Origin of the sequence: Flavobacterium flavigenum (assembly GCF_027111255.2) — a bacterium.
In the GTDB taxonomy this organism is placed as follows: Bacteria; Bacteroidota; Bacteroidia; order Flavobacteriales; family Flavobacteriaceae; genus Flavobacterium; species Flavobacterium flavigenum.
Genome location: NZ_CP114285.2, coordinates 3803487 through 3816640 on the forward strand (window position 1 = coordinate 3803487; position 13154 = coordinate 3816640).

The window sequence follows — 13154 nt, forward strand, 5'->3', positions numbered from 1 at the left end:
TTTCAAACATAATAATATGAGCATACCGGCAAATTTAAAGTACACAAAAGATCACGAATGGGTTAGCATCGATGGGGATGTTGCAACAGTAGGAATCACTCATTTTGCTCAAAAAGAGTTAGGGGATATCGTGTATGTTGAAGTAGAAACTTTGGATCAGACACTTGAAAAAGACGAAGTTTTCGGAACTGTAGAAGCCGTAAAAACGGTATCAGATTTATTCTTGCCTTTATCGGGAGAAATCATTGCTTTTAATGAAGATTTGGAAAGCGCTCCTGAAGCAGTAAATTCTGATCCTTATGGAGCCGGATGGATGATTAAAGTAAAAATTGCTAACGCTTCAGAAATAGATTCATTATTATCAGATGAAGCATACAAACAACTTATAGGTGCCTAAACAACTGCTTTTATTGTGGGCAATAATTTGCACAGGGATAATTACCTATCTTTGCCTGACAGACTCAAGTAATATTCCTGCAGTCAGTTTTCCCAGCATTGATAAAATAGTACATTTCTGTTTTCATTTTGGCTTTACAATTTCATGGATTTTGTTTTTCAAAAAAGAATTAAAAGGAAAGACTACGGATGATTTTAAAGCCTACTTAATATCCTTTATATTTTCAGTTTTTTTTGGAATAACTATCGAAATATTACAAGGTATTTTTACCAAAACCAGAGCAGCAGATGTTGCGGATATCTTAGGTAATGCCATTGGAGCTACAGCTGCAGTTTTTACGGCAATAGCTTTTAAAAAGCAAATTGACAAAATATAATAATTCCCACTTCGGTGGGTTTTTTATTTTCTAAATTTTAAATGTATTTTTGCGCTATCTCAGAATCTTAATGATATGAATATCAGGCAATATTTAGACTCCACTTACTTGAAGACTGCTTCACAGGCTGGTATTTCAGAAATAGAAAACGATATTGTGGTTCAACATGCAATCACTGAAGCTATTAATGAAGAGTTTAAAGTCATTATGATTCGGCCGGAATATGTAGCTTTGGCCAAAGAAATGATTTTAGAGGCTAATTCAAATTTGAGTGTAGGTACTGTTATTGATTTTCCGGAAGGCAAATCAGATTTGGAAACAAAGATCAAAGAAGCGAATCAGGCAATAGCAAATGGTGCAGATGATCTTGATTTTGTTTGTAATTATGAAGCCTTCAAAAACGGTGACACAGACCTAATAAAACAAGAGATTTTAATAGCAACACAAATAGGACTGGCCAACAATAAAACTGTAAAATGGATTATTGAAACAGCAGCCTTGAACGAAAAACAAATCATTCAGTTTTCATCCCTTATAAAAAACGTTGTTATTTCGAATTTTAATGAAGAGGATTATGCTTCAGTTTTTGTTAAATCATCAACCGGATTTTATAAAACAGAGGACGGTTCTCCAAATGGCGCAAATATCCCGGAAATTATTATGATGTTAGAAAATGCATCGCCATTGTCGATAAAAGCTTCGGGAGGTGTTAAGACTTACAAAGAGGCAATGGAAATGATTGAATTAGGAGTTAAACGAATCGGCACTTCATCTGCAAAAGCAATTGCAAACGGAGAAAATACCCCAAATGAATATTAATGAAAATCAAAAATATTTTGAATAAAAGTTTTTTAACGTTCTGTCTGACGTTATTATGCATGTCTGTTTTTTCTCAGGAAACAATCAAATCTTCTGTTAAGCCAGGTTTTTCTGCTGAACGTTTCCCTGTTTTTCCAAATTGTGAAAATTTAGAGTCTAAAAATCTGGAAAACTGCTTTTATAAAGAAGTTTATGATTTTGTATATAACAATTTTGAAGTTCCGGAAAATTTGAAACAGTCAAATTATAAAGGTGAAGTTAAAGTGCTGTTTGAAGTAGATGCAAATGGAGTCTTTAAAGTAATTTATGTGAATGCGACAAATGACGATCTTGCGAAAGAAGCCAAACGTGTTTTTGATATATTTCCAAATATAAAGCCTTCAACTTATAATGGTACTGCAACTTATTCTAAATACACCATTTCAATTGATGTGCCCTTAAAAAGCTCAGAGCAGATTGCTGCCGAGAATCTTGCTGCCGCAGAAATTTTAAAACCAATAGAAAAACCAATGACTGAACTGGATAGTATTGTGTATAAAAAATACAATAATCCTGAATTCGAAAGTCATTTGAATATTCCTTTTTCACACAGTTATTATGCACAGTTTGATGCAGCTATGAATCAGGTGGGGAGTAACAACCATACGGCATCCAAACCTTACACTTATGCAGAAGTTTCAAAATATTATAATTTAAAAGCAGTAAACGAGTCGCTTCAAAAAAAGACTTCTACCTGGTTAGGAAGAAAATGGTGGAATGAAAATATGGTTCAGATTCAGGGAGAAGATTACTGGTTGTCTTTAAATCCAATTGTTGATCTGCAAATGGGTAAAGCTTCAGATCTGGATGCGTCCTATACTTATGTAAACACACGTGCAATCAATTTTAGAGGAGGTTTAGGAAAACAAATCAACTTCACCACCACAATTTTTGAAAGTCAGGGAAGATTTGCAGGATATTTTAATGATTATGCTAATTCTTTAAAGCCTTCAGGAGGAAATCCTGCGATTATTCCAGGTATGGGAATTGCAAAACAATTTAAAACCGATTCGTATGATTTTCCATTAGCGGAAGCAAATATTTCGTATTCGCCAAGTAAATTTTTCGATTTTCATTTAGGCTATGGAAGAAATTTTATCGGAGACGGATATCGTTCATTATTGGAAAGCGATGGAGCGAGTCCTTATCCTTACTTTAAAATTAATACGACTTTTTGGAAAATAAAATACACCAATACCTATATGTGGCTAAAAGATGTTCGTCCTGAGGCTACAGTTGACAAAACGTATGCATCAAAATACATGGCAAATCATTATCTGAGCTGGAATGTTTCAAATAAACTGAATTTAGGTTTCTTTGAATCGGTAGTGTGGACAGATACCAATAAAAGAGGTTTTGATGTAAATTTTGTTAATCCGATTATATTTTATCGTTCTGTTGAGTTTGCATCATCTTCTAAAAGCGGTAATGCACTTTTGGGAATTACATCTAAATACAAATGGAATAATAATGTCAATTTGTATGGGCAGTTATTGATTGATGAGTTTTCATTTGGAGATATAAAAGCAGCAGATAACAGCTGGAAGAATAAAATTGGGTATCAGTTAGGTGCTAAATATTTTAACGCCTTTAAAATTAAGGATCTGCTTCTTCAGTTAGAATATAATCATGTTCGCCCTTACGTATATTCTCATAGCGCTGTAATTACTAATTATGCACACAATAATCAAAGTCTTGGTCATCAATGGGGCGGTAATTTTGAAGAACTCGTTGCGATTGGCCGTTATCATAAAGGACGTCTTTTTGCTGATGCGAAATTTACTGTGGGAAAAAGAGGTTTTGATTTTGATACCGCAGAAGATTCTTTTAACTATGGAGGTAATATTTATAAAAGTTATGAAGAAAAACGACCTTATGACAATGGCGTAAAGATAGGTCAGGGTAATAAAACCAATATTTTTATTGCCGATATTCAGGGAGGATATCTCATAAATCCAATGACGAATCTGAAACTTTTTGGAAGTTTTATCTATAGAAATTTCGACCCAATGCAGAATACAGCAACTACTTTTAAACAAAGTACGACCTGGTTTACAATAGGACTGCGTTCTGATCTTTTCAACTGGTATTTTGATTATTAATATTAATAAGACTTTTCGATATAATTGTGTTAAAGATTGGCAAGTCCTTATTTTGCAAAGGTTTTTATTTGAAAATTCTAATTTTATAGTTCAGAATTCTATAATCTAATTTGTACATTTGCACCACTCAAAAAAATAGACAAATAATTACAGGTTGAACGCTACTAAAAATACAATTTCACTTAAATCGATATTTCTGGATTTCAAAGAGATTACGAAAGCTGGTTTAGCTATCAGTGTTTTGTTTTCTTCAATTGCAGGATATTTATTAGGTGTAAATAATGAAAATCCTTTTCAATGGAGTGTTTTAGCTGTTTTAATGGTTGGAGGCTACTGTATGGTTGGTGCTTCTAATGCTTTTAATCAGGTAATCGAAAAAGATATTGATTCTTTAATGGATCGTACCAAAAACCGTCCGGTTCCTTCAGGGCGAATGTCCCCAAAAGTGGCTTTGCTGGTAGCAAGTTTACTAACGATTACAGGAATTGTTTTGTTATATACGATCAATGCAAAGTCTGCAATGTTTGCAGCAGTCTCAATATTTTTATATACGAGTGTTTATACGCCTTTAAAAACGGTAACCTCATTGTCTGTTTTTGTTGGGGCTTTTCCCGGGGCAATTCCATTTATGTTAGGATGGGTTGCGGCAACAGGTGAATTCGGGATAGAGGCAGGTACTTTGTTTTTGATTCAGTTTTTCTGGCAATTCCCTCATTTTTGGGCTATTGGATGGTTTTTGTATGAAGATTATGAAAAGGCGGGTATTTTTATGCTTCCAACAGGGAAAAAAGACAAAGGAACCGCTTTGCAGGTTATTTTATATACGATTTGGCTGATAATTGCGTCGCTATTACCAATGTTAGGATATACAGGACAATTATTTCTTACGCGAACTGCTGCAATCGTAGTTTTTTTATTAGGACTTTGGATGTTGTTTTATGCTGTGCGTTTGTATCAGTTAAGAACTGCAAAATCGGCCAGAACATTAATGCTGGTAAGTGTTTCGTATATTTCGTTACTGCAAATAGTGTTTATAGTAGATAAATTTTTAAGATAGTTATGGAAATGACAATGAAAATAAGTGAAGAACAAGTAAGAAAATCAAAATCGGCAAAACTGATTTTGTTATTCGCAATGGTAAGCATGACTATGATGTTTGCCGGACTTACCAGTGCATTTGTAGTAAGTAAATCAAGGGCAGACTGGTTGAAGAATTTTGAACTGCCATCTGCGTTTTATTATAGTACAGCTGTAATTATTGGTTGTAGTATAGCTTTTCATTTGGCAAAAAAAGCCATTCAAAAAGATAACAGAAGCGCTACTACAGGGTTTCTTTTTGCTACATTATTATTAGGCATTGCATTTGTGGTTTTGCAGTTTGAAGGTTTTGGCCAGATTGTAAAAAGCGGATATTATTTTACCGGTAAAGGGAGTTCTATAACGACTACTTTTCTTTATGTGGTCACTGTTACACATTTATTGCACCTTGCAGGGGGATTAATTTCTCTTTTAATTGTAATTTATAATCATTTTAAACAAAAATACAATTCAACTCAAACTCTTGGTATAGAACTAGGTGCGATGTATTGGCACTTTCTGGACTTATTGTGGGTTTATTTATTTTTATTTTTATATTTCTTTAAATAAGAAAAAAACGTAAATTTGGGAACTTTTTAACGAATATCTTTTATGGAAGCGACAGTTACTACTGCAAATAACGACGAAAAAACTTGGGGAGGCGGAGAGCATATCCAGCCATTAGGAGCAAGTTATGGTAAAATGATGATGTGGTTTTTTATCGTATCAGATGCCTTGACATTCTCTGGATTTCTTGCTGCTTATGGTTTTTCTAGGTTTAAATTTATTGAAACATGGCCATTGGCTGACGAAGTGTTTACTCACTTTCCATTTATGCATGGTGTTTCGGCTCCAATGTATTATGTGGCCTTAATGACTTTTATTTTGATTTTCTCATCTGTAACAATGGTTTTGGCGGTTGACGCAGGTCATCAGTTGAAAAAGACAAAAGTTGCAGTTTATATGTTCCTTACTATTATTGGAGGTTTTATTTTCGTAGGTTCTCAGGCATGGGAGTGGAAAAACTTCATAAAAGGTGAATATGGAGCAATTGAAACAGCAGGTGGAAGTTTGTTGCAGTTTGTTGATGCAAATGGTGAAAGAGTTGCTCTTGAAAAATTTGCTGTAAAGTTGCCAGAACAAAGAGAAGCTTTAACAAGAAGCCATTCGACCTGGTTTATGGAGGATGCTGAAACGCAGCCGACCTTTACAGTTGCTGAAGTGCAGGCAGGTTTTAAAGCGCATCCAGAGTTGTTAATAAGAACAGAACAGCTTACGGATAAAAAGAAAAAAACAATTTTGACAAGGGCAGAATCTGAGTCTCGTTTAAGTACTGCAAAATATGTTGTAGAAGGTGCAAACTTAACAAGAAATGAATACGGAAGCAAGTTATTTGCTGATTTCTTCTTCTTTATCACAGGATTCCACGGATTCCACGTATTTTCCGGGGTTATCATTAATATCATTATATTCTTTAATGTATTATTAGGTACTTACGAAAAGAGAAGAAGCTACGAAATGGTAGAGAAAGTTGGTTTATACTGGCACTTTGTAGATTTAGTTTGGGTATTTGTATTTACAGTTTTCTACTTAGTTTAATTTTAGATTTTAATTATTATGTCACACGAGCACGTATCAAATACAAAAAGAATCTGGTCTGTTTTCTTTTTACTTTCAGCAGTAACTATTGTAGAGGTTATTTTAGGTATCTACAAACCGGGCGTTTTAGAATTTAATCATTTTGTAGGTTTGAACTTGTTGAACTGGATTTTTTATATCCTGACGATTTTCAAAGCATATTTTATTGTATGGGCATTTATGCACATGGAAGGTGAAAAAAGCAGTCTTAGATGGTCTGTTGTATCGCCTGTTATTTTCCTTGTTCTGTATTTATTGTTCATTCTCTTAACTGAAGGACATTATATTTATGGGGTTTTTAAAGATTCTACTATTAAATGGAATTTTTAACATGATATTAATTCGAAAAGAAGCTCCGTTTAACGGAGCTTTTTTTATTTTTGTACTCAATAATTTCCGCACTTACAATGAAAAAAAATATAGTTCTCTTTGTGCTTTTTGTTTTGCCAATTGTCGCCTATTTGTTTTTTGCCTCCGGCGTAAATAGTTTTACAACACTTCCTGTAATTACACCAAAGATTAGTGATTTTGGCAATTGGAAATCTTTAAATGGCAAAAAAATTTCACTTGATAAAAAGATAACGATTTTAGGTTTTGCAGGTTCCGATATTTTAAGTAATCGTGGTAATTATTTTAACTTAAACGAAAAAATTTACAAGCGTTATAACGGATTTGAAGATCTTCAGTTTGTAGTTTTATGCCCGCTTGGAACTGAAAAGCAAGCTCAGAAAATTGTAGATGCTTTATCTCCTTTTACAGATGTGAAAAATTGGAACTTTGTTTTTGCATCAAACGAAGATATTCAGAAGTTTTATGATCAGTTGCATTTAAAAGCGAAGCTGGACGAAAATCTGGGTACTCCTAATGTTTTTATCGTTGATAAAGAAAGAAATTTAAGGGGGAGAAAAGATGATAAAGAGTATAAAGAAGGCTATAATGCCTTTCATCCTTCTGAACTGAGCAACGAGATGCTGGACGACTTTAAAATTATTCTTTATGAATACCGCGCAGCTCTCAAAAAGAATCATAATGCTACTAAACAACTCTAAATTTCAATCATAATGTTTAAAAATAAATCATATATCGGAATTTCGTTTATCATTTTAATCTTCGGAATTTATGCTGTGCCTAAAATTGTTGACAGAATCAAAAATGGTGATGTTGTTAAAGGAAATCGGTTAGACAACGTAGGTGAAAAAAGTTCTGGTGGAGACGCAAAATTACTGACGATAGGAAAGGCTCCAAAATTTGAGCTAATTAATCAGGATAATGTTAAGGTTTCAAATGAAACTTACAAAGGAAAAGTTTATGTTTTAGAATTTTTCTTTACAACCTGTCCATCTATTTGTCCAAAGATGAATGTGAGTATGTTAGAGATTGAAAAGACTTTTTTTGGAAATCCTAATTTTGGAATTGTTTCTATTACTATTGATCCAGCTCATGACACGCCGCAGGTATTAAAAGAGCATAGAAAATTGCTAGGTGTGAAATCTTCTACATGGAATTTTCTAACAGGAGATAAAAAAGCAATCATGGATTTGTCAAACAAAGGGTTTAATCTTTATGCAGGTGAAAATGCAAAAGTGAACGGAGGATTTGAGCATTCAGGATTATTTGCCTTAATTGATAAAGAAGGAAACATCCGTTGCAGAAAAGATGACTTTGGGAATCCAATTTTATATTATGACGGATTAGATAAAAAAGGAGTAAGAGACATTCAACAGGATATTAAAATATTATTAGAAGAATAAAATGGAAGATCATTCATTAGAAAAAAAATACAATAAATTTATCATTGCAGTTTCAATCGTAATTCCGGTTGTGGTAGCCATTTTATTTGGTGTAAAACTTAAAGATTTTGGATATAATGTAGAACCACTTTCGTTTTTGCCTCCAATATATGCAGCTATAAATGGTATTACGGCTGTTGTTTTGGTTTTGGCTGTTATTGCAATTAAAAAAGGGAATCAGAAAACCCATGAGCGTTTAATGACAACAGCAATCGGATTATCTGTAGCATTTTTAGTAATGTATGTAGCCTATCACATGACGGCTGATTCAACAAAATTTGGAGGAGAAGGAGTTATTAAATTAATCTATTTCTTTATTTTGATCACTCACATATTATTGTCGATTGCTATTATTCCTTTGGTTTTGATCACTTATGTTAGAGCTTTTGCAAAACGATTTGATAAGCATAGAAAAATTGCTAAAATTACGTTTCCGCTTTGGTTATATGTTGCTGTTACAGGTGTAATAGTTTATTTAATGATTTCTCCTTATTATGTACACTAATAAAAAAATAAAAAGTTTTAAAATTCCAAATTCCAAACTTCGAGCGATTCTCTTTGTAATTTGTTTCTTCTTTATTGGAATTTCTACGAATGCTCAATGTGCGATGTGTCGAGCTGCTCTTTCAGGTGAATCCAATATAAAAAAGGCAGAAGCTGTTAATGACGGAATTGTTTATCTAATGGTAATTCCTTATTTACTGGTTGCTATAATTGGAGTTTTGATTTACAGAATGTATCAATCAAAGAAAGGTAAAGTTTAATTTATATTATCTTCGGTTTCATCACAATAGTCATTATAGTAATAAACTATTTCAGGAATGTTATTTTTGGTAAACTTTCCTTTATTAATCTTTTGAATTATTTTTTCGCAATCTGAAAAATATATTTTTGAACGGAATTTAAAACTAAAAGAAATATCGGTCGCTAACTCTTCATTTTTTCTTTTTACATAATAGGTTTCTTTTAAACCTTCAGTTAAAAAACTGTTCATTAAGCCATTTTGAGATGTAAATCCATTATTTCTGTAGACTGATTTTGAAAACCTGTATAAAGTTAGTCTCCCTTCTTCCATAACTTCCATTATTTTAGGATTTGTATTTTTCTCAAATTTGACGTATTCGTATTTTTCAGAATAACCATATCCCGAAAAAAGTAATCCTTTAGTTATATCAAAACTCCATTTACTTGGTTTGTCCTTTTGTTGGACCTTAAAATAAATAGCGTTATTTCTAATTTCTCCATAACCTTTTACGGAACTACTGTCATTAAAGAGTATGGTGGCTTCTCTGTAATCCTGGCTAACTGTAAAGTTGAAAAAAAATAAAAATAAAAGTTGGATTATTAATTTCATTTGAAGAATAATAGATAGGTTTGTTTTTTGCTTTTAACTTTATTTCAATCCGTTAACAGAAACATTTACTGTTCCGTTTATTTTGATAAAAGCAATAATAGCCTGATTCGTTAATTGAATTTTATCAAACTGAATGTCTTCCATTTTTCCATTAATAAAAACACCAGGCATTGGGGAATAATTTTTGAGATAAGCGGCCATGGTTTTTTTACCTTCTTCTAAATTAGACTGTATGGAATATCGGCAGTTTTCTTCCATTTTTTTTAGGATATAACCCTGAGCAAGCCAGTTTGCAGTTCTCATCAATTTGCTTTTGGTATCTAAAACATAGTCAAGTTTATCAAAATAAATTTCTTTGGTCTGAGGTTTATATTGAGGAAATCCGTTTAAATATATGGTTCCGTTGACAGATCCTATAACATCCAGTGCAATTACCATTTTTGCATCTTTGTGCCAAATTTCAACATTTTTCACAGTTACCTTTTTGCTTCCTGAACCGAATTCCTGTCCTGCAAAATTTTTAGTCATGATTTTTGAGGCATCGACATAACTTGATATAGCAGCAATATTGGTCGTAATTTGATTTGGAATTTTAGCAACTGGTTTCAAAACAATCTTTGAAGCATTAAATTTAGATTCGGGTTGTTTGCCAATAACAGTTTCCATATTACATTTTATTCCCATATCCAGTAAAAATGAATCGTTTTTAAGTTTCGCATTGGTAGAGTATATTTCTACCGGCGCAATTCTGAGCCAGCTCTCATAAGTTTCATTCATTTGAAAGGGAGTGCAGATTTTTTCTAAAGCAGATAAAACATTTGGTTTAAAATCCATTGATTTTTCAATTGCATCATCTATGCTCTTTTCAATTTTGGATTTGAACATTGAAATTGCCGGATTTGCTAAATAAGTGATGGGCATGTTTTTTCCAAAAACAGTCATCGTTGGACTTTCACTCCAGTCAAGGGATTTGAACTCCGTTTTTGTATTGAGTTTCCAGTTTGTCAAAGTGACCTCGCTTGATAAAGTAATGATGCCGTTTAAATTGAATTCACGTGTGTCATAAAGTTCAACGCCCATTTTTTTAGTGCCAATTCTGTATTTGATATTTGCTTTTAAGGGTAAAATAGTTTTTATCTTTTTATCTGCATTTGCAGGATCATTTTGAATTTTGATTGGCGCCTGTTTCCAGATTTTTATTTCGATATCATCATCCTCAATGTCATTATCTTCGTAAATTAATCCGTTTAAAAGAGCATTGGTTTGATTTTCTATGTCTTTTAATTTTACCGTGATTGGTAAATTAATAAAAGACGGATTACTGTCATAAATCAAAGGACTTGCATCATCTGGTTCAGGTTTTAAAGTGGCTAGCTTTTGAGAAGTCGAACAGCTGATGAATAATGTTAAGATTATGAAAAGAACTGAAGAAAAAAGAAATTTCATTTGAAGGTTTTTTTAATGAAGCAAAATTAAGAAAACAATTATATTCTTTGAAAAAAGTGTAACAATTAGTCAATAATGTAGTCTTATTCTAAAAGTCATACGAAATTTATTAACTTTTTCTTACCATAAAATACGTAATTAAAATGTTATTATTGTCTTAAAATTCAGCGGTATTATGATTGAAATCAAAGATTTACATAAGTCCTATAAAATGGGGAGTTCAGAATTGCATGTGCTAAAAGGAATAAATTTTAATATAGAAGAAGGCGAGCTGGTTGCCATAATGGGATCTTCGGGTTCCGGAAAATCGACCCTTCTGAATATTTTAGGGATTCTGGATGAAGCAGATTCTGGCAGTTATATCCTGGATAAAACTCCTATAAAAAAACTTAATGAAACAATTGCTTCCAGATATCGAAACAAATTTTTAGGATTTGTTTTTCAGTCTTTCAATTTAATAAATTATAAAACCGCACTGGATAATGTTGCAATGCCCTTGTATTATCAGGGTGTTAAGAGAAAAGAACGTTATGATATTGCGATGAAATATTTGGAGAAAGTTGGTCTGGGGTCGCATTCACATCATTTGCCAAATGAACTTTCAGGAGGGCAAAAACAACGTGTTGCAATTGCAAGGGCTCTGGCGTCAAACCCAAAAGTTTTACTGGCAGATGAGCCTACTGGTGCTTTAGATACAAAAACTTCTTATGAGGTTATGGAACTTATTCAGGGGATTAATGATGAGGGAAAAACCATTTTGATTGTTACCCACGAACCTGATATTGCTGCAATGTGCAAAAGAAATGTAGTCCTGAAAGACGGATTAATCATTGATGACAAGAAAGTAGAACAAGTTAGAGCTTCAGCGTATGTTTAATATTGAGCGTTGGCAGGAAATATTTGAAGCAATCTCCAAAAACAAGTTAAGAACTTTTTTGACAGGAGTTTCTGTTGCTTCGGGAATTTTTATTTTGGTGATTTTACTGGGTGCGGGAAAGGGACTTCAGAACGGAATTGAAAAGCAGTTCGAGAATGATGCCAAAGGGATAATTGAAGTTTGGTCCGAAACAACAACCAAACAATATAAAGGACTTAACCCAGGAAGGCAAATTCAGTTAAGAAATAGTGATTATGATCTTCCGGTTAAAAAGTTTGGTGATGAGATTGATAAAAAATCTTCTGTACGCAATACCTGGGGAGGGATTGTAAGTTATGGAAAAGAGTCGGGGAACTACCAATTTAGAGGAATTAGTCCGGATTATTTGTCTCTTGAAAATGCGACTATTATTAATGGACGGTTCATTAATAATAGCGATATGATAAATAATGAGAAAGTAGTAGCTATAGGTTTGAAGGTAAAGCAGGACCTGTTTAAAGAAGAAGATCCGATAGGGAAAGAGATTTTAGTCAATAATATTAATTTTAAAGTAATAGGGGTTTTTACAGATCCTTCAGGAGAACGCGAAGAATCAAGGGTTTATATGCCCATGTCTACCAATCAGCGGGCTTTTGGTGCAGGAGATAAAATAAACGGTATGCAGTTTGTTTTAAATAAAAAAATGAATTATGATGAAGCTTTAGCACAATCAAAAAAATTTACAGAAGAAGTAAAGGCACTATTAAAAAGCAAAAATGTCGTTGCACCTGATGATGATAGTGGAATACGTGCTTATAATTCGGTAGAAGAAGCTAAACAATTTTATGATTTAAATCTTTTTATCAGACTGTTTTTTTGGTGGGTGGGTATTTGTACCATCATCGCCGGAGTAGTTGGAGTAAGTAACATTATGCTTATTGTTGTAAAAGAAAGAACAAAAGAGATTGGAATTAGAAAAGCGCTGGGAGCATCACCGTTTTCTATTATTTCTATGATTCTTCATGAGTCTATTTTTATAACTACTATAGCAGGTTTTACAGGTTTATTGGCAAGTCTTTTATTATTAGAATTTGTTGGGCCAATGGTTCAGAGTGAATATTTCAGAAATCCTGAAGTAGATTTTGGAGTGGCTTTAACAACGCTAGTTTTGCTTGTATTTGCAGGAGCGATGGCTGGTTTTTTTCCAGCATACAGAGCCGCTAAAATAAAACCTATTGTAGCACTTAGAGACGAATAAAT

General features: G+C 33.0%; 16 protein-coding genes. 14 read left to right on the forward strand and 2 right to left on the reverse strand.

All coding sequences use genetic code 11. From position 1 onward, the window contains the following. Window positions 1-16 precede the first annotated feature (16 nt). The 12 genes from gcvH (at window position 17) to OZP09_RS15800 (ending at window position 9002) form a co-directional block, all read left to right on the forward strand. Window positions 17-397: a glycine cleavage system protein GcvH gene (gcvH, locus tag OZP09_RS15745; RefSeq protein WP_269234672.1), complete on the forward strand. Its 381-nt coding sequence runs from the start codon at window positions 17-19 to the stop codon at window positions 395-397. Then, window positions 390-773: a VanZ family protein gene (locus OZP09_RS15750; protein ID WP_223679620.1), complete on the forward strand. Its 384-nt coding sequence runs from the start codon at window positions 390-392 to the stop codon at window positions 771-773. The genes gcvH and OZP09_RS15750 overlap by 8 nt, the downstream gene beginning before the upstream one ends. A 75-nt stretch (window positions 774-848) precedes the next feature. After that, entirely contained in the window at window positions 849-1592 is a 744-nt protein-coding gene (gene deoC / locus OZP09_RS15755) for a deoxyribose-phosphate aldolase (protein WP_269234673.1), read from the forward strand. Then, window positions 1592-3733, forward strand: a complete 2142-nt coding sequence (locus OZP09_RS15760) for a gliding motility protein RemB (protein ID WP_269234674.1) — start codon at window positions 1592-1594, stop codon at window positions 3731-3733. Before deoC ends, OZP09_RS15760 begins: the two co-directional genes overlap by 1 nt. A gap of 154 nt (window positions 3734-3887) precedes the next feature. Beyond that, complete coding sequence (gene cyoE, locus OZP09_RS15765; RefSeq protein ID WP_281309640.1) at window positions 3888-4790, forward strand: heme o synthase; 903 nt, start codon at window positions 3888-3890, stop codon at window positions 4788-4790. A 2-nt stretch (window positions 4791-4792) separates the two neighbouring features. Then, window positions 4793-5380: a cytochrome c oxidase subunit 3 gene (locus tag OZP09_RS15770; RefSeq protein ID WP_269234676.1), complete on the forward strand. Its 588-nt coding sequence runs from the start codon at window positions 4793-4795 to the stop codon at window positions 5378-5380. 42 nt (window positions 5381-5422) lie between these two features. Beyond that, window positions 5423-6409 carry a cytochrome c oxidase subunit 3 gene (locus tag OZP09_RS15775; protein ID WP_269234677.1) on the forward strand — a complete coding sequence of 329 codons (987 nt, stop codon included), beginning with the start codon at window positions 5423-5425 and terminating at the stop codon, window positions 6407-6409. A gap of 18 nt (window positions 6410-6427) precedes the next feature. Further along, on the forward strand, window positions 6428-6778 hold the full coding sequence (locus tag OZP09_RS15780) for a cytochrome C oxidase subunit IV family protein (protein WP_269234678.1): 351 nt from the start codon (window positions 6428-6430) through the stop codon (window positions 6776-6778). 77 nt (window positions 6779-6855) lie between these two features. Then, complete coding sequence (locus OZP09_RS15785; RefSeq protein WP_269234679.1) at window positions 6856-7497, forward strand: hypothetical protein; 642 nt, start codon at window positions 6856-6858, stop codon at window positions 7495-7497. Window positions 7498-7509: 12 nt separating this feature from the next. Further along, entirely contained in the window at window positions 7510-8199 is a 690-nt protein-coding gene (locus OZP09_RS15790) for an SCO family protein (protein ID WP_269234680.1), read from the forward strand. Window position 8200: 1 nt separating this feature from the next. Beyond that, window positions 8201-8743 (forward strand): DUF420 domain-containing protein, encoded by a 543-nt coding sequence (locus OZP09_RS15795; RefSeq protein WP_281309641.1) that lies wholly within the window; start codon window positions 8201-8203, stop codon window positions 8741-8743. After that, window positions 8733-9002 (forward strand): hypothetical protein, encoded by a 270-nt coding sequence (locus OZP09_RS15800; RefSeq protein ID WP_269234682.1) that lies wholly within the window; start codon window positions 8733-8735, stop codon window positions 9000-9002. The genes OZP09_RS15795 and OZP09_RS15800 overlap by 11 nt, the downstream gene beginning before the upstream one ends. On the opposite strand, the gene OZP09_RS15805 is transcribed toward OZP09_RS15800, so the two are convergent. Both OZP09_RS15805 and OZP09_RS15810 read right to left on the reverse strand, forming a co-directional pair. Beyond that, complete coding sequence (locus OZP09_RS15805; protein WP_281309642.1) at window positions 8999-9592, reverse strand: hypothetical protein; 594 nt, start codon at window positions 9590-9592, stop codon at window positions 8999-9001. The genes OZP09_RS15800 and OZP09_RS15805 overlap by 4 nt on opposite strands. Window positions 9593-9631: 39 nt before the next feature. Then, on the reverse strand, window positions 9632-11038 hold the full coding sequence (locus tag OZP09_RS15810) for a DUF4403 family protein (protein ID WP_269234684.1): 1407 nt from the start codon (window positions 11036-11038) through the stop codon (window positions 9632-9634). A 175-nt stretch (window positions 11039-11213) separates the two neighbouring features. Between OZP09_RS15810 and OZP09_RS15815 the strand changes: the two genes are divergently transcribed. Together OZP09_RS15815 and OZP09_RS15820 are read left to right on the forward strand one after the other, a co-directional pair. Further along, window positions 11214-11915, forward strand: coding sequence for an ABC transporter ATP-binding protein (locus OZP09_RS15815; RefSeq protein ID WP_243236237.1), 702 nt, complete (start codon window positions 11214-11216; stop codon window positions 11913-11915). Continuing rightward, a complete protein-coding gene (locus OZP09_RS15820; RefSeq protein WP_281309643.1) occupies window positions 11908-13152 on the forward strand; it encodes an ABC transporter permease in 1245 nt (414 codons plus the stop codon). The genes OZP09_RS15815 and OZP09_RS15820 overlap by 8 nt, the downstream gene beginning before the upstream one ends. Window positions 13153-13154: the final 2 nt, after the last annotated feature.